This is a genomic window from Campylobacter concisus (assembly GCF_003048675.2).
Lineage (GTDB): Bacteria > Campylobacterota > Campylobacteria > Campylobacterales > Campylobacteraceae > Campylobacter_A > Campylobacter_A concisus_F.
This window is the reverse complement of the sequence record NZ_CP060707.1, coordinates 1,994,160-2,019,559: the sequence shown is the minus strand read 5'-3', so window position 1 is coordinate 2,019,559 and position 25,400 is coordinate 1,994,160. Positions and strand designations below refer to the sequence as shown.

The window sequence follows — 25,400 nt, the reverse complement described above, 5'->3', positions numbered from 1 at the left end:
GCAATTTTTAGGAGATCCCAAAATGCAAGGATGTGTGCTATGAAAATATCTACAAAGATAATTCTCACTTTTGTTTTCTCAGTTTTGCTTGTCAGCTGTTTGCTCATCTTTTTAAATAGCAAATTTTCAAGCGATCTAACTCAGTTTTTCACCCATAAGTCCTACGACGAGCTGGTAAATGCCAGAAAAGAAAATTTAAAAGATGACGTCGAGACGATCAATCAAATGATGCGTGAAATTTATAATGGCGGCAAAGAAAAAGGGCTAAGCGACGATGAGATAAAACAAGAAATTTTTAGAGTCGTCTCAAAGCTAAAATTCTTTAGCGACAAGACCGGCTATATCTTCATTTATGACTATGACGGCGTTGTTTTGATGCACCCTGAAAAGCCATCGCTTGTTGGTAAAAATTTAATCGGACTAAAAGATCCAAAAGGGCTACTTCTTATAAAAGAGCTCATCGAAAAGGCTAAACAAGGTGGCGGATTTGTCACATTTGGCTGGGTGAAAAAAGAGGGGCAGGAGCCAGTGGAGAAGCTTGGCTACGCTGCAAATTTTGAGCCATATAAATGGATGCTAGGAAGTGGCGTATATGTCGATGACTTAGCGGACGAGACAGAAAAGACAAAGGCCGTGCTAAATGAGCAAAATAGCCAAAATACAAAAACATTTATCATCGCTTGCGCCCTGATAACGGTTGTTTTGATAGCTATCGTGCTATTTATCTTAAGTAGAGCGATCATCAGACCTATAAAAAATATCGTTGCAAATTTAACCGCGATGTCAGATGAGATAAAAAGTGGCAGAGGCGATCTTACTAAAAAGCTTGAAGTTAGTGGCAAAGATGAAATTTCAAACATCAAAAGCTCTATAAATGACCTAACAAGCGAGCTAAGATCTGTGATAGAGAGTGTTAAAGGCTTGGCGCATGAGAACTCTTCTATCGCCGAGCAACTCTCTTCAACATCAGCTCAAACTACAAATTTAACCAACAAATCTTCGCTAATCGTCACAGATACGACAAATATGGCAAAAAATATGTCAGAAGAGATAAAGAGCTCATTTGAAGAGGCTAAGAAGAGCAAAGAAAATCTTGAAAGAACCTGTCTATATATAAATGAGGTCTCAAGCGATGTTTTGGGGCTTAGCAAAAATGTAGATGAGGCTGCAAATAGCGAAATTTCACTTGCTAGCTCTATGAAAAGCCTAGCTGATCAAGCTAAAAATGTAAAAGATGTCTTAAATATCATCGATGACATCGCTGATCAGACAAATTTACTTGCTCTAAATGCCGCCATAGAAGCAGCGCGTGCAGGAGAGCATGGACGTGGCTTCGCAGTTGTGGCTGATGAGGTTAGACAACTAGCTGAACGCACGCAAAATAGCCTAAGCGAGATAAATGCAACTATAAATTTAATCGTTGAAGCGATCTCAAGCTCAAGCCATACCATCGGCGATAATGCTAAAAAAGCTGGTGAGCTTTGCAAAAAATCAGCCCAGATAAATGAAAAAATAGAAAATATGAATCTGCTAATGAACGAGACTGTTAGCTTAAATGAGACCTCTACGAGGGATTATATAGAGACTGGAAATAAGGTCGAAGAGCTGATAAAAGGCATCGTAAATATCGATGAAATTTCAAAACAAAACTCAAAAAGCATGGATGAAATCTCACTTGCAGCTGCTCATCTTTCAAAGATGACTGATAATCTAAACACTAGCCTTTCAAAATTTAGAACCTGATAAATTTAGCCAAATCTTTGGCTAAATTTAACTTTATCTTTTAACTTCTTTGCTTAAGTAGCAAGCCGATTTTTTACTTTAAGCTTACGATCATGATGTAAATTTATGAAATAATTTTTATTTTGTGTTATTTAAGTCGGCATTTTGGCTTAAGAGATGAGATGACGCATGCAAGAGTATGATATTTTAGACGTTTTATCAAACAAAAAGGTCCTTTGCTTAGAGGATGAAGAGGCGATATTAAAAAACATTTGCGCCTCGCTGGAGCTATTTTTCGCAGAAGTAAAAGGCGTCACAGATGGCTTTGATGCGCTTGAGCTTGCTATGAGCGGGGCGTATGACGTGTTAGTGCTTGATATCAGCGTGCCAAATATCGATGGTCTTGAGATCGCTAAAAAAGTAAGAGCTATCAATCAAAAAATTCCTATCGTGATCTTATCAAGCCACGTCGAGCAAGAGTATCTGTGGCGCGCGGTTGAGCTAAAGATCACAAGATATCTTGCAAAACCATACGATAAAAAATCTTTTGTTAAAGCGCTTGAAGATGTGGCTTTTGAGCTAGTTGGACGCACACCAACTATCAGGCTAAATGACGAGCTTGAGTATGATTTTGGTAAAAAAGCGCTTTATGTAAATGGCGAAATTTCTCATCTAAGCAAGAGCGAGAGCAAGCTTTTGGAGTACTTTTTAAACAACAAAAACCAAACTATCACTTATGAGCAAATTTTTGACTACATCTGGGACTACGAGCAGCCCACAAAAGAGGCAATAAAGACGATCGTAAAGGAGCTTAGAAGAAAGCTAGGCAAAGATGTGATCAAAAATTTATACGGCGTGGGCTATCTTTGTGAGATATAAATTTCAGCTAATTGTCGGTGCTTTTATCTTTGTCTATCTGCTAGTCTCAGCACTTGTTTTAAATTTTTACAACGATCTTGCGATGAAAGACGCCAAAAAAGAGGCGTATTATGTTTTGGAGGGCATAAATTCAGTAAGAGAGTATATCGCTGGAGTTCAGCGCCCGCTAATCGAGCAGTTAAAAGAGCAGGGCATCTTAAAAGAGGACTTTTTTGACGAGAGACTTCTATCGTCATCATATATAAGCCGTGAAATTTACAACATCCAAAAGAAAAAATACAACCTTGAATTTGACTACAAGCTAGTTGCTATCGCTCCGCTAAATAAAGCCCACGAGCCAAATGAATTTGAAGCTGGCGTCTTGCACGGCTTTAAAGAGAATAAATTTCAAGAATTTGTAAAGATAATAAAAGATGAAAATGGATCACAGCTCTTTGTGGGTCTGCCTATAAAAAACCAAAGTCCAAGCTGTCTAGCCTGTCATAGCAGTGCAAATGCCCCACAACAAATGCTAGAAAAATACGGCATGGAGGGCATAGAGATCCCAGACGTGAACGAAACGGTCGCGATGATCTCGTTTAAGATACCAATCCGCGCCATTTTTACCTACCACTTGCAAGAGGTCATCGTCATAATGAGCGCCATAACGCTTATCTTTGGGCTATTTTTGCTACTTGTTTATAAGATGCATAAGCGTGGCGAAGAGAGCAAAAAGCAGACTGAGCAGCTGATGATACATCAAAGCCGCCTAGCCTCGATGGGCGAGATGATAGGCAATATCTCGCATCAGTGGAAGCAGCCGCTTGCTCAGATAAGCTCAGCTTTGATAAATTTAGAACTCTATCAAGAGAGAAAAAAGCTTGATGAGGCGAAAATTTATGAGTTTATAGAAGAGACCAGCAAGCAGATAAATTTCATGTCAGAAACCGTTGATGACTTTAAAAATTTCTTTAGTCCAAATACCTTGAGAAAAGAGTTTAAAGTGCTTGAAGTGATAAATCAAACGATAAAAATTTTAAACGCAACGCTTAAAAAGTATCAGATCGAAGTGCAGCTTGACGTGAGAGAAAATTTTGAGATATTTGCAAATTTCAATGAGATAATCCAAATTTTAATAAACATCATAAACAACGCAAAAGACGCATTTAAGCAGAGCTACACAAAGCCAAGAGTGATAAAGATAAGCGCCTTTTTAAAAGATGATCGCAAGAATTTATGCGTGCAAAATAACGCAGGGGCGATAAAAAATTCATTTTTAAAGGTCATCTTTGAGCCACACTTTAGCACAAAAGAGAGCGGTAGCGGGCTTGGGCTATATATGAGCCGTCTTATCGCTCGCAAAAACAACGCCCTAATCTTTGCTAAAAATGTGGATGAAAACCACGTTGCATTTACAATTAGTTTCGAAAATTTATAATTTGTTAATTTTCCCCCTTTTCTGCCCTTTTTTGGTGTTAAGATTATCAGTATGAAATCATTTTGATTTTAGGATAAAAATTCAAAGGAGGAGACGTGAGAAACTTACACAAAGCCTTAGCAGGCTTACTCATGGGTGTTAGTATCTTTGCTTCACAAGCCTGTTGCGAAGAGCATAATATGCAGATGTCCGATAAAGCACGTGATGTTATCGCAAATCCTAAAGGCACACTGCAAAGTAGAGGTGTTGTCTCCTTGCAAGACTACGTCGTAGAAGAGCAAGAGATGTATAACTGGCTATTTAAAAACCACCCTATTTTTACAAAGTATGGTGGCAAAACCGTCGGCAAAATGGTCGTTCATGACCGCGGCTTAGAGTGGCTTGCCGAGGGACATGGCTTTGATATGTCAAAGCTTAGTAAAAGAGATGGCGGTAAGGGCTATAGTTCTATGATGTATAGAATTCCAGCCACCTCATCACTTCAGTTTCCTAATAAATTTGTAGGTCCAGAAAAGTGCGGTGAGTGTCACCCAGCTCAGTATGAGGTCTGGAGCAGATCTCGCCACGCAACTACTATGCGCTTCCCTGGCGAGCACCCAGAGGTCAATAACAACCTAACTGAGCCAGTATTTGACAAAGATACCGCTTCTATCCTTCCAAAAGGTATCACTCCAGATGTCATCTACGCAACCGTTGGTCACTTAAGAACTAAGATGGGCTACGTCGATGCATGGCTACTTCGTGGTACTTACTATGTTGAGGGCGGTTTGCTAAGAGATGGCACAGGTCAGATCGTAGCTGGTGGTAACCAATGGCAAAGAACATGGGCGTTAAATTTAGACGACGCAACTGTTAAAAAGATAAAAGAGCTTGTCCCAGAATTTCCTGGCACTCTTGAAGAGTATGGCGATAATGGCGGATATGTCAGAGGTCTTGCCTCATACGCCGCAAAACATAAAAAGTCGATGTTTTTCCAAGCAAACTCATCATATTGTGAGGTTTGCCACCCAGTTAAATTTGACTTTAAGTCAAAAGCAGAATTTTACGCAGCACTTGGTAATGCCAAAGAGCTTCAAAAACACACTATCTCAAAAGGCGTAAGCTGTGAGGAGTGCCACGGAGCTGGCGGTCACCTTGATGGAGCTACAAATTTCAGAACATCAAACTGCGAACGCTGTCACCAAAGATTTAACTTTAGCCCAGATCTAATGCGTGCTAACCCACTTAACAACGGCAAGCTTGACCTATCATTAAGCTCTAAATTTAAATCAATGGGACCAGGATGTGGCTCAGAAGGCTCTCAATCATACTTTACCGCTCACTACGATAAAGGCATGAGATGCGTCACTTGCCACGATCCACACGACAACACAGGTAACGTCGTAGGCGATAAGAGCGTAACTGGCATGAACTACAACCCAGATCAAGGCTATCTAAGTGCGTTCTACACTAAACCAAAGATCAAAAAAGATTGTAAAGATTGTCACGAGACTCAAGCATATATCGCATCAAAAGCAGATACTCACAAAAACAACACTTGTGCATCTTGTCACATGCCATTTATGATGAGCTGTGAGAATTTCTACGCTGTTCAGTTCCAAGACAACGCTGGCTTTGATACTCAAAGACGCTCTCACATCTGGAAGATCATGGTCGATCCAAAAGAGAAATCTCTTGTCCCAGGCGACGCTGCTAAAGGTCCAAGAGATGCTAAAGATTGGCACTTTGAGAGAGATAAAAATGGCCACAACTATGTTGATTTGATGTGGGCATGCGCTAGAACATCTTGGGCTGATAAAGATATGAAAGATAATAAAGGCTGCCATAGCCCAGTGCTATCTGAGCTAAAACCAACACTTCATTTTAAAAACCAAAAACAAGTTTATGATGAGGTTATGGGATGGCAAACTCCAGTTAAGAATGAATTCTCAGAGGTCAAAATAGGTATCGAGGGAATTTACTCACTACTAGAGACTAAAAAGCTAGATCCAAGCGATAAAGCAAGAGTTTATGAGCTTGTCCAAAACGCTCAAGAGATCATCGATATGGTCGAAAAAGATGGTTCGTGGGGTATGCACGGATTTAAATTTACTAAACAAAGACTAGATGCATCTAAAGAGTATATAAAAGAAGCTCAGAGAATTCTAAACAAAAATTTATAGCATTTAGGGGCTAGTTTTAGCCCCTTTAATCTTAAGGGTTTGAAATGAAAAATGGGTTTTTAAAATGTTCGCTACTTCTTAGCCTAAGCGTGGCTAGCCTCTTAGCAAATGTTGATACAAACGACTCTTATGCCATAGGCGCAACAAGTGGCGGATATGTTTTAAAAGGACTGCTAGATCAAAAACAACTAGGTGTTGGCTATGACGCTGATGCAGTCATAAAAGGCTTTAGCGATGCGCTAAAGAGTGAGCTAAAACTAAGTGATGATGAGATAGCAAAGCTACTAAACAAAAGGGCTGAAAGCTTAGAGAAGATAGTAAAAGAAAAAGAGGCTACCAAGCTAAAAGAGAATTTAGCCCAAGGCAAAGCCTATATGGAAAAAAATGCAAAAAACAAAAATGTAAAAACAACAAAATCAAATTTACAATATGAGATCATAAAAAGTAGCTCAAAAGGGGCTACACCAAAGCCTGAGAGCATCATCATAGTAAATTATAAAGCAAGCTTTATTGGTGGCAAGGTCTTTGATGAGACAAAAGAGGCTCCAGCTCATCTTTCGATGCTAAATTTGATCCCTGGACTTGAAGAGGGACTTATGCTTATGAAAGAGGGCGAGAAGTTTAAATTTGTCATCCCACCTGAGCTTGCATACGGCGATAGCGGCATGGAGGCGATACCTGGAGGCGAGACTATCGTTTTTGAGATAGAGCTTATTAAGGTCTTAAAGCCTGGCGAACTAGCTGAGGCGGCAAGAAAAATTCATGAAAAAGAGCAAAATGAGGGCATTAAAAAGCCTCATTAAGGCATAAATGGAGTTAAAAATGCAAAATCAAAATAGCAGAAGAGCCTTCTTTAAACGCATGGCAGTTGTGGCTGCTGGTGCTAGCGTGGCAAGTAGTGGTTTTGCTTTTAAGAGTGAAGAGAGTGCGAAAAAACCACATTTTGGCATGATATTTGACCAAAACAAATGCGTTGGCTGCACGGACTGTGAAGTGGCATGCAAAAAGGTAAATTTAGTTCCAAAAGGACAAATGAGACTTTTTGTAGAGGATAAGACTGATCCAAAAAATTTGCTTGATAAAAGATATGTAAGAGTATCTTGTCAGCAGTGTGAGGATGCACCTTGTGTGGCTGTTTGCCCAACAAAAGCCTGTCACAAGGACATAAAAACTGGCATCCAAACTACAAACATAGATGACTGCATCGCCTGTAAATACTGCATCGTAGCCTGTCCTTACGACGTGAGATATATCGATAAGTTTAGTCACTCAGCCCAAAGCTGTAACTTCTGCATAGATACAAATTTAAAGGATAAAAAAGATCCAGCCTGCGTTGAGGCGTGCAGATATGAGGCTTTGGTATTTGGCGATTTAAACGATGAGAGCTCGCACATTAGCCAGCTTTTAGCTGTCAAAGATAGCATAAGGCTAAGAGCAGAACTTGGCACAAAACCAAGCCTTAGATATATTCCTAAAGTAAAAGCGGGGGTGTAAGATGGATGGTGCATTAAATTTCACTGCGACATTTTCGCACGCAGTTGAGTGGGGCTGGCCGATCGCTGTTTATCTTCTGCTAGCTGGTATGAGTGGCGGAGCGCTAATAGCTGCCATACTTCTAAAGCGCTACAAAAGACAAGAGAGCTTTAGTCCATTTTTCAAGGCTGCTTCGCTTTTAGCATTTGTTAGCATCATGCTTGGTATGGTTTGCTTGATAGCTGACCTTGAAAAGCCACTTTTGTTTTGGAAAATTTTGATTAATTACAACTTCACATCAGTTATGTCTATCGGTGTAGCTGGACTTTGCGTATTTATACCGCTTAGCTTTTTGATGTGTCTATACGCCTTTGGCGCGGAGTTAAAGTCATTTTGTGGCTTTTTTGATGGCGTGATGAAAATTTTATCGCCACTTTATCCGCTCTTAAGTGCGCTTTGCTTGCTTTTTGCGGTTATCATTTGCGCATATACAGGCTTTTTGATCTCGGTGCTTATTAGATTTCCACTTTTAAACACCGCCGTTTTACCAGCGCTTTTCATAGCTTCAGGACTAAGTGCTGGCATAAGTGGTAGCAGCTTGATAGCGGCACTATTTTTCAAAGAAGATCCACACTCAAGCGACCTTGGCTCGCTTCATGGCGTGGAGTTTTACGTATTATGCGCTGAAATTTTACTCATTTTAATGCTTTTTGTCTCACTTTTGCTTGGTTCAAGCTATCAGCAAGGCGCGGCAGTTGCATTTTATAGTGGCGTTTGGGCAAATTTCTTTTGGCTTGGGGTTGTTTTAGTTGGCTTTGTCTTACCTCTTGTTTTAAATTTCGCACTTGGCAAGATGAAATTTAGCTTCTACCTTGGCTCATTTGCAGCAGTCGTTGGCGTTTTATTGCTTAGGGTTTTTATACTTTATGCAGGACAGACTTATAGCATTTAAGGCTTAAGGGCAGGTGATGAAAATTTTAAACATTTATCGCTTGTCTTTAATATTATTATTTATCCTTGCTTTTGGTGCAGGGGCGGCGACCTTTTTGGAAAATTTTTATGACACACAGACGGCTAGAGTGCTTGTTTATGAAGCGCTCTGGTACGAGTGCGTCATGGCAGCTTGCGTTATTTGCTTAGCCATTAGCATCGTAAAAACCAAGATGTATAAGAAATTTGGTGCATTTTTGATACATCTTGCTTTTATTCTGATCTTCATCGGTGCTGCGCTTACAAGATACTTTGGCGAAGAGGGCGTGCTACATTTAAGGGTTGGCGAGAGCGGCAACTACATGCAAAGCACAAAGCCATATTTGAGAGTGCAAATTTCAAATGAAAGCTTTGAATATCCACTAAAACTTAGCCTGCTTGGTAAAAACGACTTTGGCTTCAAAAAAGATATAAATGGAAAAGAATTTGAGATAAAGATAACTGGCTACAAAAAGGATGAGAAAAACGCTCCAGCCACGCTTAGCATAGAGGCTGGCTTTGCTAATGAAAAGAGCAAGAGCGCCAAGCTAAAAGGTGGCGCTGGATACGATCTTGAGCCAAGCATTTTAAGCTTTGATGGGCAAGAGACTAAATTTTACTTTAGCTCACGAGCGATAAATTTACCATTTACAATAAGGCTTGATAAATTTATCCTAGAGCGCTACGCAGGGCTAAATAGCCCATCATCTTACACGAGCAAAGTAAGCATCGCAGAGGGCGAGCATGAAATTTCACTAAATCACCCACTTACGCTGGACGGGTATAAAATTTTTCAATCATCATACGACGCTGACGAGCTTGGAAGCGCCTTTGAGATCAGCTTTGATCCTGGTAAAGTGCCAACTTACATCGGATATTTTCTGCTTTGCCTTGGCTTTTTGGGAAATTTATTTAGCAAAAAGAGCCGATTTTTTAGACTTTGTAACTTCATAAAAGGCACTCAGTTTGCATTTTTAGCCTTGCTTTTACTAAATGCCACGCCAAATTTCGCAAGTGATGAAGCTATAAATTTTAAAGCTCATGCAGATAAATTTGCCAAAATTTTAGTTCAAACTGATAGTAGGATCGCCCCAGCTAGCTCTTACACAAGGGCAGTAATAAGCAAAATTTCAACCAAAACGACGCTATTTGGGCTTAGTAGCGATGAGCTCATGCTCTCTTTTGCCATCTCGCCGCAAGAGTGGATGGATAAAAGGATGGTAAAGATCACAAGCGATCGTGTGGGCGAGCTTCTTGGAGTTAGTGAGAAATTTGCTAGCTTTAATGACGTTTTTAGCGAAAATGGCGAGTATAAGCTGGCTAAATTTGTAGAGGCTGCAAATGAAAAATCCGCCTCAAAAAGAGATAAATTTGATAACGATGTCATTAAATTTGACGAGAGGCTAAATGTCTTATACCTTGCGCTAAAGGGCGAAATTTTAAAATTTATCCCTGCTAAAGATGGTGAAGCGATCACGTGGCTAGGCGTAAATGAAGCCTTTAGCAAAGATGAAATTTCAAACGAGTTTAAAAGCGTTTTAGGCGCTTACATAGAAAATTTAAGCCTTTGCGTAAAAAGTGGCGAGTGCGCGGATGCTGATAAGAGTTTGGAGCAAATTTCAAGCTATCAAAGAAGCACTCTAGGCTCTCTTGCGCCAAGCGAGACAAAGGCCAGCATTGAAGTGCTTTACAATCAAATGGAGATATTTAAATTTCTTATCTATTTTTACATGATCCTAGCTCTTGCTTCGCTCGCCCTTGGCTTTTACAGGATATTTTTTGGGAGGAAATTTAGATTTGAAAGAGCGCTTAGCCTTGCGTTTTTCACTGCCTTTGCGGTGCATGCTCTAAATTTAGCCCTACGCGCTTACATCTCAGGTCACGCACCTTGGAGTGATGCTTATGAGAGTTTAGTCTATATCTCGCTTATAAGCGTGCTAGCTGGAGTGCTGTTTTTCAAGCATCAAAGCTTCGCACTAGGCGCTGCTTCGCTCTTTGCAAGTGTTAGCTTGCTCGTTGCTCATCTAAATTTTATAAACCCACAGATAACAAATTTAGTCCCAGTTTTAAAGTCATTTTGGCTTAGCGTGCATGTAAGCGTTATCACCGCAAGCTACGGCTTTTTGGGCTTTGGCTTTGTGCTAGGGCTTGTGGGACTTATATTAATGGCTCTAAAAAATGACAAAAACGAGCAAAAACTTAGCGAGCAGATAAGATACCTTGCCGCCACCGACGAGCTAAGCCTTATTATTGGACTTAGCTTGCTAACTATCGGAAATTTCTTAGGTGGCGTCTGGGCGAATGAGAGCTGGGGCAGATACTGGGGCTGGGACAGCAAAGAGAGCTGGTCATACATCACGATCATCGTCTATGCCATAGTGCTTCATCTAAGATTTATACCAAAACTAAGGGGCGTTTTTACCTTTTTAACGGCTAGCGTGCTATCATTTGCTTCGGTGCTTTTTACATATTTTGGAGTAAATTTCTACCTTAGCGGGCTTCACTCATACGCAAATGGCGAGAGCTTTGGCGTTTCTGGGCTAATATACTTGATCTTGGCGGCTCTTGCCTTGCTGATCGCCCTAGCCTACCGCGGCAGAGATATAAAAGTAGTTTAGGAGATATGATGAAGAAGAGTTTGGTTTTATTGGCTGCTAGTTTGTGCGTTTTAAATGCTGGCTACATCAAAGAGGCTTTAAGCGCAAAAGATGATCACAACAAACTAGCGCAAATTTATGAAGATGCTTGCGATAAAGAGAAAAAGGCATCAGGCTGCTACAACCTAGCTGTGCTTTACAGCAGGGGTGATGGCAACGTCAAAAAGGACGAGGCAAAGGCGGCTATGCTTTATGAAAAGGCTTGCGATCAAAATTTCTCTATGGCTTGCAGCAACCTTGGCTATGTATATGAAAAGGGCAAAGGCGTAGAAAAAGACCTAACAAAAGCGGTCAAACTATATGAAAAGGCATGCAGCGACAACGAGGGCTGCACCGAGCTTGGCTTGCTTTATGCAAACGGCACTGGCGTGGAAAAAGACCTAAAAAAGGCAAAAGAGCTCTATGAAAAGGCTTGCAAAGCAGGTGATGGCATAGGATGTAGCAACCTTGGCTACTTGTATGCTCAAGGCGAAGGCGCCGAGAAAGACTACGCAAAAGCCAAAACATACTACGAGATGGCCTGCGCAAACGAAGCTGGCATAGGATGTGATAATCTTGGCTTTTTATATGTTTATGGGCAAGGCGTTGATCAAAACCTTACAAAAGCGACAAAACTTTACGAGCAAGCGTGTATATACGCCTATGAAAAGGGCTGCAACAACTACGCTATTATGCTAGCTGAGGGCAAAGGCGTGAAAGAGGACGTGGAAAAAGCACGTGAAATTTTCACTAAAAGCTGCAAAAATGGCTTAAAAGAGGCGTGCGAGAATTTAGAAATTTTAGGAAAGAATTGATGAGTTTTAAAAACTGGGGCAATAAAGAGGCAAGCCTAGAGGCGCTATATGCGCTTGATAGTGCTTTTTTGGAGCCAGATGAAGAGTATCTACGGCTCATTTCAAAAAGAGAGGATGAAAATAGCCTAAGATACGTGGTAGATAACGGGCAGGGCGATCTACTCGATGTGATATTTACGCGTGAGGCGGTGCTTGTTAGAGGGTTTGATCATGAAAATGAGTTAAATTCGCTTAGCATGGCAGACAAAAGCGTGATAGAGCAAATTTATGGTGGCGAAGCTGCTAAATTTCGCTCTTACTTCTTGCCAGATGAGATAGAGCAAACGACCTTTTTTATCTGGTATGACGGGACGGAGCATCAAAATTTAGTCGGTGGCAATAACGGTGGACGCTGGCTGCTTGGGTATGCCTTTGATGAGTTTGATAAATTTAGCGAGTTTGTAAAGGGCTACTACGAGATAGACTTTGATGATGAGATGTTAAAAAAGCTCTATGAAAAGGGCGAGTTAGAAAAAGAGAAACTAAAGGAGATAAGATGAAATTTATAGCTTTGTTGCTTAGTGCGGTTTTTGCCTTGTGGGCTGGAAATTTGACGAGTGAGGCAAACATAAACGCCTATAAAGGGGCAAAAGAGCGCATCGAGCTACCAAAGGATGCAAGATGTGCGGTGTGTGGCATGCCTATAAAAAACAAGCAGTGGGCGACGCTTATCAAAGCTGGTGGCAAGGACTATTACTTTGACGGCGTAAAAGATATGGCGCACTTTTACTTTGCTGATGAGATGGCAAAAGAGGCCTATGTGAGTGATTATTACACGCTTGAAAAGCTTGATGCAAAAGAGGCGTTTTACGTTCATGGCTCAAACGTTTTTGGACCGATGGGCGAGGAGTTTATCCCGTTTAAAGACGAAGCAAAGGCAAATAGCTTTATGAAAGATCACGCTGGCAAAGGTGTCATAAAATTTGACGAGATAAAGACATTTATCGGTAAATAAAGTGAAATTTCTAGCATTTTTGGCGTTATTTTTTGGGCTCTCTTACACGCTTTTAGCGGCGCACTACCTTAGCTTTGACCACAAAGCAAAGCAAGATGAGCTAAGAGAAATTTCAAAGATAACAAGGGCAAATTTAGCTTCTAGCTTTAGCCTAAAAGAGCAAAAGGGCTTTGTCTATGATAAGTAGAAATTTCATAAACTACGCCGTGATCTTGCTTTTTAAAGACAAAAAGGATCATCTCTTTAGCTTTTGCCTCTTTGCGCTCATTATCTTTGTGCTAAGCTCGGTGCTTTTCATCTCTGGCTCGATCCAGCATGATCTCATAAGATTAGTAAAAGATAGATCAAGTATCGTAGTTAGTGCCTTTCGTGCTGGTAAAAACGACCTCATGCACCCTGGCTACATATACGACATCTCAAAGATCGATGGCGTGGCTGATGTTAGAGGCGTGGCGGATGGAGAGTACTACTTCGTGCAAAAGCGCGTCTGGTTTCATCTATATGAGGATGATAGCTTGAAAGAAGATGAGATGATCGTTGGCGAGGGCGTAAAAGCTGCTATGAACGAGCTTTACTACGACGAGAGCTTTAACTTCTTAACAGAAGAGCGCATGATACCAGTAAAGATAGTAAAAACCATGCCAAAACAAAGCGCTCTTATCTCAAATAACGCGATATTTTTGCACCCAAAAACGCTAAGGGCTATCTTAAATTTAAAAGATGAAGAATACACAAAGCTCTATGTCGATGTGCCAAATAGCGAAGAGATCAGCCAAGTGGCCTTAAAGATAGAGAATTTATATCCAAACTCATTTGCCATTAGCGTAGAAGACGAGGTGGCAAACATTAGGCATCTTTACTACTATAAGGGCGGAATTTTTATGAGCATTTATGTTAGCGTTATGCTCATTTTTTTCGTGCTGCTTAAAAACCAAATTTCACTTGCTTACGGCAGTAAAAAGCGTGAGATAGCCATTTTACGAAGCATCGGCTTTAGTATAAAAGAGATCATTTTTTTAAAATTTATACAAAATTTCATCGTTAGCGTTAGCGCCTTTTTGCTTGGCGTTATGTTAGCTTATATCTTTGTGTTTGTTTTAAATGCTCCCTTTTTAAAGGGGATATTTTTAGGCGATGAGCTTTTAAATTTTACAAATTTCACGCCTATTTTGGAGTTTGATAAGCTCTTTTTGATCTTTGTCTTTGGCGTCATACCATTTTTGGCATTTGTCCTTATCCCATCGTGGCGTGTGGCGTGTGGCGACATAAATGAGGGGCTAAAATGATAAATGTAAGAGGCGTTAGCCTAGTCTATAACCAAGGCAAACAAAACGAGTTTTGCGCTCTAAAAAATATAAATTTAGACGTTAATAACGGCGAGTTAGTGATACTAAAAGGCGTTAGCGGAAGTGGTAAAAGCACCCTACTCTCGCTCATCGCCCTACTTCAAAAGCCAACTAGCGGAGAAATTTTGATAGACGGCACTAACATCGCAAAGCTGCCTGACGCATTTTGCTCTGAGTTTAGACACAAAAGGCTTGGGCTTGTCTTTCAAAATTTTAACCTCATCGAGGGCTTAAGCGTCTATGAAAATTTGTTAGCTCCGTTTGCTCTAACAAATTTCAAGGCAAACGTGCGTGAAGAGATGATAAAAAAGGCTATTGAGCTTGCAAATATCTCTCACAAAAGAGATGAAAATGTATCAAATTTAAGCGGCGGCGAGCGCCAAAGATGTGCGGTAGCTAGGGCTTTGTCAATGGATGCGGATATCATTTTGGCTGATGAGCCAACGGCAAATTTAGATAGGCAAAATGCGCGTGCATTTTTAAGTTTGCTAGAGTCTTTTAAAGCGCTTAAAAAAAGCGTCATAGTCGCGACTCACGATAGCATTTTTGACGAGTTAAGCGCTACAGATAGAGTTGTCAGCTTACAAAACGGAGAGATAGTATGAGCGTATTTTTATCAAACGCCGTTATCGCCTTTTTGTTAGCGGAGTTTGTGCTGTTAGTTTTGATGGGCATTTCGCTATTTTACGTCGTTAGGATCGTGAGGTCGTGGGACTATAACGCGCTAACATCGCTTCAATACTCACTTGAAAAGCAAAACTATCTTGTAAATACGATCTTGCTCTTTAGCGTCTGCACAAAGATCGTTTTGTTTATATTTTTCGCACTTTGTCTAAACGAGCTCTCTGACATAGTGCCAGGGGCTATGTGCTCGGCTGGCGTGATCGGCTCAAATAAATTTGGCGGCATCTTGATGCTCACTAAAATTTTGCTCATCTTTGGGCTTGGTATCTGGCTGGTTATAAATAGGCTTGACTTGCAGGCACTAAATTTCCCATATATAAAGAAAAAATATGCCATTTTCATCTGCCTTTTTGTGATGATACTAATAGAGCTTGGCATAGAAATTTCGTTTTTTTATAACATCCCGCTAAAAGTGCCAGTCTTTTGCTGCTCTGTCACTTTTCAAGCTCCAAAGCTGCCATTTGGCTATACAAATTTTGGCTTAGTAAGCGCCTTTTTCGTGCTATTTTTTGTCATTTTGGCTCTAAATTTCTTAAAGCAAAGCATGGCAAGCTTTGTGGCAAATTTGCTATTTTTGGTGCTTAGCTACTACGCTATCACCTATTTTTTTGGCCTTTATGTCTATGAGCAGCCAAATCACAAGTGCCCATACTGCATGCTAAGAAGCGACTATTTTTACGTTGGCTACCTTATCTGGGGCAGTTTATTTTTGGGCGTTTTTTACGGCCTCATGCCATATCTTGTGGAGATCATCACAAAGACAAACTACTCGCACAAGCTCAAATTTTCATCGATCTGGCTAAGTATTTGCGTGCTGATCTGCTCGCTTTACGTGCTTAAATACTATTTGTTAAGAGGATTTTTATTTTGATAAAGCAAATTTTTTCTCTTTGTTTGTTAGCTCTAGTCTTAGCCGTGCTAGCCTATAATGCCGACATAAGCGATGATAAAATTTTAGTCCTAAATAACGGCAAATTTGAGCCCATAGAGCAGCTTACGCCAAATAAATTTATATGTTATGAGAGCAGAACGCTCATCGCTGATAACAACGACACAGCTCAGGCGATCATGCCAAATGGCGACATCTACTTTTTCAACGACATCACAAATTCTTTCATCTGGTATATGGCGCAAAAGAGCAAAGATAAGATCAAGTTATATGTCTATTCAAGAGATACAAACCGCTACATCCCAGCGCAAGATGCCTGGTACTCGAGGGTCGATATCACGCCGATGGGATACGGTATAGGGGCGTATGAATTTCACACTTACGGCATAAACGACAACTACTTTAAAGAGGTCTTGCTCTACGCAGCACGCGGCGAAACGCTGCTAAATCCATACATAAACATCCTACTTTCAGAAAATAAGATATAAATTTAGAGGAGTTCTAAAATTTGTTAGAGCTCGCTAGGTTGTTTTTTGGGTATTAAAAGCCTTTTTCATTTAGTTTTTTGTAAAAATCACATCCTGGTTGAAGACCTAAATCACAAGCCTTCCTAAATAACTCTTTTGCCATATGGTAATCTCGCCCTACCCCTTGTCCTTTTTCATATAAAATACCTAGATTATAACAGCTCAAATCATCTCTACTATCACAACCTTTTTCCCACAACTGAGCTGCCTTGTAGTAGTCTTGTTTTACGCCTTGACCCTTATTGTATAAAGTCCCTAAGTTGTAACAACTCATGCTAAATTTGTCCCGCAACCTTTTTGCCATAATTGAGCTGCTTTATAATAGTTTTTCTCTACACCTTGACCATTTTCGTATAAAACTCCTAAATTAGAGCAACTATCATTAAATCCATCATCACAAGCTTGTTTATATAGTTTGGCAGCTTTGATGTAGTCTTGCTCTACCCCTTGTCCTCTTTCATAAAGAACGCCTAGATTATGGCAACCAGTAGTATCTCCACTATCACAAGTGTGTTTATATAGGTCGGCTGCTTTGTGATAGTCTTGTTTTACACCTTGAGCATCCTCGTATAAAAATCCTAAGTTATGACAGGCTCGAGCAACATTATCGTCGCAAGCTTTTTGCCATTGTTTGGCGGCTTTATCAAACTCGCCTTTATTATAAGCTTCAAGCCCAAGCTTAAAAAGGTCCTCACAAAAGCCAGTAGTTAGTAAGATCACGGATAAAAGAATAATCTTTTTCATCTCTTCTTCATTTTTGTAAATTTAGTTTGCCTCTTTGTTATAGAAACAAGCCTAATGTTAGTATCTAACGTTATTAACTTTTAAAAAGTCTCTTAGGTCTTCGTATTCGCTATTTTCGAAGTAGCGCCATTTGCCAGGCTTTAGCATATCAAGGCTAACACGCCCAAAGCTAACACGTTTTAGGTCCATCACTTCAAGATCAAAGTAGCCAAAGAAGCGACGAAGCTCCCTATTTTGACCCTCATTGATGATGACCTTTAGTTTTGTATAGCCACCGCTTGAGCCAAAGACTTTGTAGGCTAGAAATGGCTTAAATTCCATTGATTTTATAGTAGTTTTTGCGTGAGCGCCTTTGGTGGCGTCCTTGGCAAAAAAGCCATTTGTCATCGCCTCTATCACCTCTTTTGTTACCTCGCCTTTTACTTTTAGGTAGTATTCGCGCTCTAAGTCGCTATTCATTAGCGCTGTGGCGATCGCTGGGGCATCAGTTAGTAAAAGTAGCCCCTCGCTTGCGTAGTCTAAACGCCCTACGCTAACAAATTTGGCAAATTTCTTATCTAACGTGTCATATATCGTCTTTCGTCCGCGGTCATCTTTTTTGCTAACTAGCTCGCCCTTTTGTTTGTGATAAACGATAACAGTAAATTCTTTTTTTAGCTTTATCAAACGGCCGTTTATGCGCACTTTGTCATCTTCATCCACGCTTGTAGCAAGGTCGCTAACCACACGTCCTGCTATGCTAACCTTGCCAGCTTTTATCAGCTCATCTGCCTCACGGCGTGAGTAGTTTGTGTTATGTGAGATAAATTTATTTAGTCTTGTTTTTTCCATTTTATAGTCCTAAATTTGCAAGGTCGTGGATGTGTAAAACGCCTACAGGCACGCCATTTTCTACGACGGCTAGAAGCTGAATTTTATACTTTTCTATGAGGGCTAACGCATCTACTGCTAACATCTCTTTGTTATCTATCTCTTTTGGATGCAGTGTTGCAAATTTCATCGCTGGTTCGTCTAAGTCAAAGTCCTCTCTCATAAGCGCACGCCTAAGGTCGCCGTCACTTAAAAGGGCGTCTAACACGCCATCTTTATCAACGATAAGAACTGTGCCAAGCTTGCCATGCGTCATCGTATCGATCGCACTTTTTAGGCTTGCATTCCAGCGAACTATCGGTAAATTTTCGCTTCTCATCACGTCTTTTACCTTTAAAAATAGCCTCTTGCCAAGGCTGCCACCTGGATGAAAATTTGCAAAGTCCTCTTTTTTAAAGCCGCGCTTTTGCATCAAACAAACAGCTAACGCATCGCCAAGAGCTAACGTTAGCGTGGTTGATGCTGTTGGGGCAGCATTTAGCGGGCAGGCCTCTTTCTCTACATTTATATCTATAAAAGCATCGCTAAATTTACCAAGTGAGCTTGTCTTGCACCTTGCCATGGCGACGATTTTCACGCCAAAGCGTTTTACATGAGGCAAAATTTTGATAAGCTCATCGCTCTCGCCACTAAAGCTAATGGCCAACAAAACATCGTCCTTTTCTATCATGCCAAGGTCGCCGTGCATAGCCTCTGTTGGGTGTAAGAAAAAGCTTGGCGTGCCAGTGCTTGCAAGCGTGGCAGCGATCTTTGCACCTACATGACCGCTCTTGCCTACGCCTGTGACTATGACTTTTCCCTTTGCGTTATATATCAAATTTACAGCATCTTCTAACTCTACGCTTTTAGCATGTCTTAAAAGCTCATTTGCTTCTATCTCTAGGACTTCAGCGGCGATTTGATTGGCTTTTTGCATAAATTTTCCTTACATTAGATAGATGATCGGCACGATAGTTGGGTACTTTTTGACCTTTCTAAATATGTGCTTTCTGATCACTTGGCGCACTTGTGACTCGAGTAGTCTGCTATCTTTCAAAAGCTCCTCTTTGACGTTGCTTAGATATTGCTCCAGCACGCCCTCCATCTCTTTTCTAAACTCAGCGTCTTGCTTGTCGCCCACAAGGCCGTAGCTGATAACGCGAGGTTTGTTGATGAGTTTTGCGCCGTGACGTGAAATTTGAGCGATTATCATGACGACGCCTGCTTCAGCTAGGTTTTGTCTGTCGATCACGACGTCGTCTGCGATTTGTTTATTTATTTGATTATCTATGAAGACTTTGCCAGTTTTTACAGTTTTTACACGTTTTAGGTATTTTTGACAAACCTCCATCTGATCACCGTCGCTCATTAGATAGATATTTCGCTCATCCACACCACAGCTAATGGCTGTCTCTTTGTGCTTTGCGATGTGGTTATACTCACCATGCACTGGCAAGAAAAATTTTGGTTTTATGAGGCGAAGCATCAGCTTTTGCTCTTCTTGTGCTGCGTGGCCGCTGACGTGGATCTCGCTAAAGTCTTGGTAAGCGACGCTCGCACCTGATTTTAGTAAGAAATTTAGCACCGTTGAGACGCTGTTTTCATTACCTGGGATCGCTTTTGAGCTGATGATTATCTGATCGCTTGGTTTTATCTTTATATATTTGTGCTCGTCTGTCGCCATGCGGTAAAGCGCGCTCATAGTCTCGCCCTGGCTGCCAGTAGTGACGATAAGTACCTCATCATCTTTAAATTTACCAACCTCGTTTGCGTCGATAAAAATTTTCTTATCAAGTTTGATGTAGCCTAGCTCCATCGCAGTGTATAAATTTCGCTCCATTGATCTGCCGATGACACAGACTTTGCGGTTGTATTTTAAGCCCCATTCGATCGCTTGATAGACGCGGTGGATATTTGAGCTAAATGTGCTCATTATGACGCGGCCTTTTGCTTTTGAAAATATCGCGTCAAAGGTCTTGCCAACGCTACTTTCACTCTTTGTAAAGCCCTCTTTGTAGCTGTTTGTGCTATCGCTTAATAGGCAAAGCACGCCACGCTCGCCATAATACGCTAGTCTGCCAAGGTCTGTTGGATAGCCATCTATCGGTGTGTGGTCGATTTTAAAGTCGCCTGTGTGGATGATCGTGCCAGCCTTTGTCGTGATCGCAAGTGCAGAAGCATCGATGATAGAGTGGGTGATGTGTATCCACTCGACCTCAAAGTCGCCTATGAGATATGGCTTTCTCTTCTCGACCGAGCGAAAGAGTGAACGCTCTTGTTTTAATCCGTGCTCTTCAAATTTATTATTTATCATGCCAAGTGGAAGCGGTGTGGCGTAGATAGGAAATTTAAACTCTTTATAAAAGTAAGGCACCGCGCCGATGTGATCCTCGTGTGCGTGAGTGATGATGACGCCTTTTATCTTATCTTTTATCTTGCGAACGTAGTCAAAGTCTGGTATGAGGATATCCACGCCGTGCATGCTCTCGCTTGGAAAGCTCATACCGATGTCGACGATGATGGCGCTGGTTTCTGTTTCAAATATCGTCATATTGCCGCCGATCTCGCCAAGACCGCCAAGTGGAGTTATGCGAATTTTATGCTCGCTTGAATTTAGATATTTTAGTGGCTCAAGTCTTAGCTCGTGAGTGGCTTTGTTTGCCTCCATCGCGCTTGCGATGTCTTGCTGCCATTGCTCGTTGCCATTTAGCTTTGCGGGTAAATTTTTCTTTGGTTTTTTAGCCTTTTTTGGCTTCTCTTTTTGCTCTTTTGCCTCGCTTTTGACTTCAGTTTTTGGCTCTTGCTTTGGCTTTTCTTTTTGCTGTTTTTGCTCTTTTGGCTTATTGTTTTCGCCATTTTTGTTTTGATTTTTATTGTTTCTTGGCTTTTTTGGGCGAGGATTTTGACTCTTTGGCTCGGCATGCGCTTCATTTTCAGCTTGCTCTGCTGCAAAGAAGTTATCTATCACTCTTTTGCTTGCTAGTGAGGTTTGCTCAGTAGTTTCGCCCTCTTGTTTTGGCTTATTTTTTGGTCTAAATCTTCGTCTTTTGTTGTTTTTGCTTTGGTTAGTTACAACTTTCTCTTCGTTTTTGTCGTTCATTATCTTCCTTTAATCTTTCAAATACTTTTAGATAAGAATCGACATCTAGCTCGTGTGGACGTAAATTTTGAGCTAAGCCTAGGTTTTCAAAAATTTCTTCTAACGCCTTTTTGTCAAAATTTGTGGATAAATTTTTCAAAAGCGTCTTTCTTGGCGAAGCAAACGCAGCTCTTAAAAATGCTTTAAAAGCCTCGTATTGTTTTGCATCTTTGAAAATCCCGTCTTTGCCAAAAATCTTTTTTGTTTTTTGTAGTTTGATGACCGAAGATGTGACCTTTGGAGGAGGATTAAAAAGCTTTGCATCCACGTCAAACAAAAGCTCACACCTGCCTTGAAGTGAAGCGAGGATCGATAAAGCACTAAATTCTTTATCCTTGCTCTTTGCACTAAATTTAAGAGCAACCTCTTTTTGTATCATCACAATAAGCCCAAGGCATTTTTCGTCATCTATCGCATTTAGTATCATCTTCGTAGCAACGTAATAGGGCAAATTTGCGACCAAAAAGTAGTTCTGGCTACTTAGTCCGCCCTCTTGCTGCCACTGCTCTAAAGCATCTTTACAAAAAAGTTTTAATTGTCCATTTTGGATATCATTTGCAAATTTGACCTTTAAAATTTGAAACAGCTCACAATCTATCTCAAAAGAGGTCGTCTTGTAAATTTGCAAAAGTCTAAATGTCAAATCACCTAAGCCAGGCCCAATCTCAACGACGTTTTCTACGTCCTTGGGTATCGCTTGGATGATCTTATCTAGTGTCGCTTTGTCTTGTAAAAAATTCTGTCCAAAGTGCTTTTTTGCCTTTATCATAGCCGCGATATTAGCCAAAAATTACTTATACAATGATTACAAGTTTAGTTTAATCATATATAAAATGGACTATAATCACTAAATAACAACAAAATAAGGCGCAAATTTGAGTAGGGCAAATACCTTAAAATACTTTTTATTATCACAATATTTAGAGCCAAAAACCTTAGACGAACCAAAAAAGACAAATAGCAAATTTAAAAAATCAATGGACCTTGAGATCGCAAATTTCGATGAGAAATTTATGCAAATTTTAAGAGCGTTTGATAGGTCGCTTTTAAAAAATGGTGTGGAAATTTCGATTTATGGTGGCATTTTTGAGACTGACTTGCTTGCCCTTGCGATATCAAAGCTAGCAAATGTGAAATTTGAAAAAGAGCAAATTTTAGATGAGTTGCGCTCTGAGCAAACTAGCTTTGAAAAGGCATTTTGTTATAAGCTTAAGCTCTCTGGCGATCTAGCGTTTTGCAAAAATGAGCAAAGTTTTGCTTTAAAAGATGCAAATTTAGATGATGAGCTAAGCCCATTTTTCACGCCAAACTCAACAAATGAGCTCTTTATCCCAACGGCTCCATGGGCGATGATGCGCCTAAACCACCTAAAAGAGATCAGCCAAAGCGACTTTAACAAAGAGTGCGAGCACATCAAGGATAAAATTTCTATCCACAAAGAGAAAATGAGGCTTAGCAACTATGTAAAAGCGGTGCACGAGGAGATAAAAAGCTCGCTAAAGACACCGTTTTGTAAAGATGTAATCAGGCTTGAAGTAAGGATCGCTGATCCAAATTTTAAAGAGAACGACGCCCTTTTAAATAGCTTTTTTATAGATGATATAAATTTGCTTATCAAATTTTACGAGTCAGGCAGGACGCATGAGCTAACGGATCAGTTTTTAGACGAGGGCGGTGAGAATAAATTTGAGCGCCTTGACGTTAGAGACGAGCTAAATCAAAGGGCAGTTAGGGACTTTTTTAAGGCTGAGCGCTACCCAAGATCGGCCTTTGCAAGTGACTTTGCCTTAAATTTCTCACAGCAAATGGCGCTAAACAACATCATAGAGAAATTTAAAGATGGAAATGGTGGAATTTACAGCGTAAATGGCGCTCCAGGCACTGGAAAAACAACGCTTTTAAAGGACGTGATGGCTGAAGTGGTGACGCTTAGGGCGATGAAGCTCGCGCAAATGAGCAGGCACGATATTTTTAAGCCAGTCTATGACAGCGACGAAAAGGCACTTTATTTTAGGCTAAATGACGAGCTGCAGGGCTACGAGATGGTCGTTAGCTCTTGCAATAACGGCGCGGTTGAAATTTTGAGTAAGGAGCTAAGCCAGTTAAAAAGCATAGGGGATTATAAGGACGAGATTGATTATTTTAAATTTATAGCCACAAGGCTACTCTCGGCTGATGAAAAGAGCAAATATGGAGAGAAGTCCTTTATCTCAAAGCCAGCTTGGGGGCTATTTTGCGTGGCGCTTGGCTCAAAGCAAAACAAGTCAAATTTTGTTTTTAATGCAATTAATGGCGTAAAGATCGAGGCTACTCACAGCCAGTATGACAAGATCGCAAGCGAATACGGCGAGTTTTTGGAGCAAGATGGCTTTTTGATGGGGTTTGGTAAGTACCTTGCAGTTGGCGAAGGGGTTGATGATTTTGACGAGGCAAAGGAGAAATTTAACCTTGCGCTTCACGAGGTAAATTTACTTTTTAGTGAGATCAGGATCAAAGAAGAGGAGCTAAAGAGCCTAAAAAGTGAGCTAGCTGATGTCGATAGGAGGCTTGAGAGCTATAACTCAGCTAAGCAGATAGAGGAGCTTTTATCTCCGCTTGAGAGTGAATTTGTTAGCGTTAGTGACGAGCTTGAATATAAAAAGGCTGAATTTAGCGAGCTAACAAGAGTTGTTAGTCAAAATGAAGCGTTGCAGGAGTATCTAAGCACACCAGAAAAGCCACCATTTTTTCTTTTTCAGCAGATTTTTAAGACAGAGGCCTTTGAAAAGTATAACGACGAGGCGCTAAAGGTTGGTGAGATAAACCGCCAGATAGCCGAGCAGAATTTAAAAGCTAGCAAGCAAAATGGCGAGAGCAAAGAGAAAAACGAGGCAAGGCTAAATGAGCTAAAAAGCGAGATAGCAGAGCTTGAGAGTAGGGCAGCAGAGCTTGGCACTAAGATAAATCTCTACAAAAGGCTACAAAGTGACTTTGCTAGACGCCAAAAGATACTTGGCAGGAGCGAGGAGCTAGATATCTTTCTAAACGGCAGCTTTAGCGAGAGCAACGAAGAGATGCAAAAGAGTATGCCATTTATGATGGAATTTGGCATAGACCAGAAATTTCACAAGACAAAGCTTTTTAAGGCTAGGATAGAGCTTTTTAAAGAGGCGCTAAATTTGCACAAAGCTGCCATTTTTGCCTGCAAAAAGGCTGTTAGGACAAATTTACGTGCCCTTAGCGTTATCTTTAACGATGAAAAGATGGCTGAGAAAAACGGCTTAGAGGCAAAGCATAGACGTGAGATCATTAAAGGGCTCTTCTTGCTAACGCCTGTTGTTAGCTCGACTTTTGCTTCGTTTAATAACACCTTTAAAGACTTTTTAAATGGCGATATAGGCATGCTTTTGATAGACGAAGCAGGGCAGGCAAATTTAACTAACGCGTTAGGTGTCTTACTCCGCTCAAAGATGGCTGTGGTGGTTGGCGACCCGCTTCAGCTTGAGCCTGTCGTAACGCTACCAGTTAGTTTAAATAATGCGATCCTTAGCTACTGCGAGGCAAAAGAGGAATTTAACCTGCTTAAGTCCTCTGTGCAACTAAGGGCAGACAAGGCGCAGAATATCGGCACATATATAAAAGGTAGCGGCGAGAGTATCTGGGTCGGCTCGCCACTGATCGTGCATAGAAGGTGCGCTAACCCTATGTTTGATATCTCAAACGAGACCACATACGACGATATGATGATACTTGGCAGAAGCGCGGCTAGTAAATTTGCAAACACTAACGTGCAAACAAAGTGGATAGACGTTAGAAGTGAAGAGTGGATAGGCAACTACAACAAAGTCGAGGGCGAGGTGGTTAAAGAGCTCTTAGCAGGCGAGCTAGCTGATGAGAAAAATAACATTAGGATAATAACGCCATTTAAGGATGTTTGTAGAAATTTAAAAGGTGCTGGCACTATCCATACTATGCAGGGCAAAGAGGCTGATGTTATCGTCTTTGTGTTAGGTGGCGCGACAAAGGGCGCTAGAGCGTGGGCTGCTAGTAAGCCAAACCTGCTAAACGTGGCGCTAACAAGGGCAAAAGAGGTTATTTATATAGTTGGAAACCGAGAAAATTGGGCGAGTTTGCCCTACTTTGAGGTGGCAGCTAGAAAGATAGACAAAGGATAAA

The 25,400-nt window shown here is 40.8% G+C and carries 22 protein-coding genes and 2 pseudogenes; 18 read left to right on the top strand and 6 right to left on the bottom strand.

What is annotated here, in order from left to right; genetic code table 11:
• Positions 1-30: 30 nt before the first annotated feature.
• From CVT00_RS10555 to CVT00_RS09975, 17 genes and pseudogenes are all read left to right on the top strand, one after another.
• Positions 31-885 (top strand): annotated as a pseudogene (locus CVT00_RS10555) (cache domain-containing protein); the annotation flags it as partial.
• A gap of 351 nt (positions 886-1,236) precedes the next feature.
• A pseudogene (locus CVT00_RS10550) lies at positions 1,237-1,426 on the top strand (methyl-accepting chemotaxis protein); the annotation flags it as partial.
• Between the two features lie 485 nt (positions 1,427-1,911).
• The gene (locus tag CVT00_RS10045; RefSeq protein WP_107915144.1) at positions 1,912-2,601 is read left to right on the top strand and encodes a response regulator transcription factor; all 690 of its coding nucleotides are present in this window, start codon (positions 1,912-1,914) and stop codon (positions 2,599-2,601) included.
• Complete coding sequence (locus CVT00_RS10040) at positions 2,591-4,018, top strand: c-type heme family protein (protein ID WP_107915146.1); 1,428 nt, start codon at positions 2,591-2,593, stop codon at positions 4,016-4,018. Before CVT00_RS10045 ends, CVT00_RS10040 begins: the two co-directional genes overlap by 11 nt.
• A 95-nt stretch (positions 4,019-4,113) precedes the next feature.
• Positions 4,114-6,180 carry a cytochrome c gene (locus CVT00_RS10035; RefSeq protein WP_009295151.1) on the top strand — a complete coding sequence of 689 codons (2,067 nt, stop codon included), beginning with the start codon at positions 4,114-4,116 and terminating at the stop codon, positions 6,178-6,180.
• 44 nt (positions 6,181-6,224) lie between these two features.
• Entirely contained in the window at positions 6,225-6,983 is a 759-nt protein-coding gene (locus CVT00_RS10030) for an FKBP-type peptidyl-prolyl cis-trans isomerase (RefSeq protein ID WP_107915148.1), read from the top strand.
• 19 nt (positions 6,984-7,002) lie between these two features.
• Complete coding sequence (locus CVT00_RS10025) at positions 7,003-7,674, top strand: 4Fe-4S dicluster domain-containing protein (RefSeq protein ID WP_181000459.1); 672 nt, start codon at positions 7,003-7,005, stop codon at positions 7,672-7,674.
• 1 nt (position 7,675) lies between these two features.
• Positions 7,676-8,605, top strand: a complete 930-nt coding sequence (gene nrfD, locus CVT00_RS10020; protein ID WP_103557828.1) for an NrfD/PsrC family molybdoenzyme membrane anchor subunit — start codon at positions 7,676-7,678, stop codon at positions 8,603-8,605.
• A gap of 16 nt (positions 8,606-8,621) precedes the next feature.
• Positions 8,622-11,240 (top strand): cytochrome c biogenesis protein, encoded by a 2,619-nt coding sequence (gene ccsA / locus CVT00_RS10015; protein WP_107915150.1) that lies wholly within the window; start codon positions 8,622-8,624, stop codon positions 11,238-11,240.
• A gap of 5 nt (positions 11,241-11,245) precedes the next feature.
• The gene (locus CVT00_RS10010; protein WP_107915152.1) at positions 11,246-12,073 is read left to right on the top strand and encodes an SEL1-like repeat protein; all 828 of its coding nucleotides are present in this window, start codon (positions 11,246-11,248) and stop codon (positions 12,071-12,073) included.
• Positions 12,073-12,612 carry a hypothetical protein gene (locus CVT00_RS10005; protein ID WP_107915154.1) on the top strand — a complete coding sequence of 180 codons (540 nt, stop codon included), beginning with the start codon at positions 12,073-12,075 and terminating at the stop codon, positions 12,610-12,612. Before CVT00_RS10010 ends, CVT00_RS10005 begins: the two co-directional genes overlap by 1 nt.
• Positions 12,609-13,067: a nitrous oxide reductase accessory protein NosL gene (locus CVT00_RS10000; RefSeq protein WP_107915156.1), complete on the top strand. Its 459-nt coding sequence runs from the start codon at positions 12,609-12,611 to the stop codon at positions 13,065-13,067. The genes CVT00_RS10005 and CVT00_RS10000 overlap by 4 nt, the downstream gene beginning before the upstream one ends.
• 1 nt (position 13,068) lies before the next feature.
• A complete protein-coding gene (locus CVT00_RS09995) occupies positions 13,069-13,254 on the top strand; it encodes a hypothetical protein (protein ID WP_021084005.1) in 186 nt (61 codons plus the stop codon).
• A complete protein-coding gene (locus tag CVT00_RS09990; RefSeq protein WP_107915158.1) occupies positions 13,244-14,353 on the top strand; it encodes an ABC transporter permease in 1,110 nt (369 codons plus the stop codon). Before CVT00_RS09995 ends, CVT00_RS09990 begins: the two co-directional genes overlap by 11 nt.
• On the top strand, positions 14,350-15,018 hold the full coding sequence (locus CVT00_RS09985; RefSeq protein ID WP_107915160.1) for an ABC transporter ATP-binding protein: 669 nt from the start codon (positions 14,350-14,352) through the stop codon (positions 15,016-15,018). Before CVT00_RS09990 ends, CVT00_RS09985 begins: the two co-directional genes overlap by 4 nt.
• Entirely contained in the window at positions 15,015-15,968 is a 954-nt protein-coding gene (locus CVT00_RS09980) for a hypothetical protein (protein WP_107915162.1), read from the top strand. The genes CVT00_RS09985 and CVT00_RS09980 overlap by 4 nt, the downstream gene beginning before the upstream one ends.
• Positions 15,965-16,474: a hypothetical protein gene (locus CVT00_RS09975; RefSeq protein WP_107915164.1), complete on the top strand. Its 510-nt coding sequence runs from the start codon at positions 15,965-15,967 to the stop codon at positions 16,472-16,474. The genes CVT00_RS09980 and CVT00_RS09975 overlap by 4 nt, the downstream gene beginning before the upstream one ends.
• A 52-nt stretch (positions 16,475-16,526) precedes the next feature.
• Here CVT00_RS09975 and CVT00_RS10335 read toward each other — a convergent pair whose 3' ends face one another.
• Genes CVT00_RS10335 through rsmA form a run of 6 tightly spaced genes read right to left on the bottom strand, consistent with a single transcriptional unit; the run spans position 16,527 to position 22,014 of the window.
• Positions 16,527-16,817: a tetratricopeptide repeat protein gene (locus CVT00_RS10335; RefSeq protein WP_230853757.1), complete on the bottom strand. Its 291-nt coding sequence runs from the start codon at positions 16,815-16,817 to the stop codon at positions 16,527-16,529.
• Entirely contained in the window at positions 16,784-17,257 is a 474-nt protein-coding gene (locus tag CVT00_RS10330; protein ID WP_230853756.1) for a tetratricopeptide repeat protein, read from the bottom strand. Before CVT00_RS10330 ends, CVT00_RS10335 begins: the two co-directional genes overlap by 34 nt.
• A gap of 57 nt (positions 17,258-17,314) precedes the next feature.
• Positions 17,315-18,088: a pseudouridine synthase gene (locus tag CVT00_RS09965; RefSeq protein ID WP_009295179.1), complete on the bottom strand. Its 774-nt coding sequence runs from the start codon at positions 18,086-18,088 to the stop codon at positions 17,315-17,317.
• 1 nt (position 18,089) lies between these two features.
• The gene (locus tag CVT00_RS09960) at positions 18,090-19,043 is read right to left on the bottom strand and encodes a KpsF/GutQ family sugar-phosphate isomerase (RefSeq protein ID WP_107915166.1); all 954 of its coding nucleotides are present in this window, start codon (positions 19,041-19,043) and stop codon (positions 18,090-18,092) included.
• A gap of 9 nt (positions 19,044-19,052) precedes the next feature.
• Positions 19,053-21,206 carry a ribonuclease J gene (locus CVT00_RS09955; protein WP_230853755.1) on the bottom strand — a complete coding sequence of 718 codons (2,154 nt, stop codon included), beginning with the start codon at positions 21,204-21,206 and terminating at the stop codon, positions 19,053-19,055.
• Positions 21,172-22,014 carry a 16S rRNA (adenine(1518)-N(6)/adenine(1519)-N(6))-dimethyltransferase RsmA gene (gene rsmA / locus CVT00_RS09950; RefSeq protein ID WP_107915242.1) on the bottom strand — a complete coding sequence of 281 codons (843 nt, stop codon included), beginning with the start codon at positions 22,012-22,014 and terminating at the stop codon, positions 21,172-21,174. Before rsmA ends, CVT00_RS09955 begins: the two co-directional genes overlap by 35 nt.
• A 106-nt stretch (positions 22,015-22,120) precedes the next feature.
• On the opposite strand from rsmA, the gene CVT00_RS09945 reads away from it, so the two are divergent.
• Positions 22,121-25,399, top strand: a complete 3,279-nt coding sequence (locus tag CVT00_RS09945; RefSeq protein WP_107915168.1) for a DEAD/DEAH box helicase — start codon at positions 22,121-22,123, stop codon at positions 25,397-25,399.
• Position 25,400 lies beyond the last annotated feature (1 nt).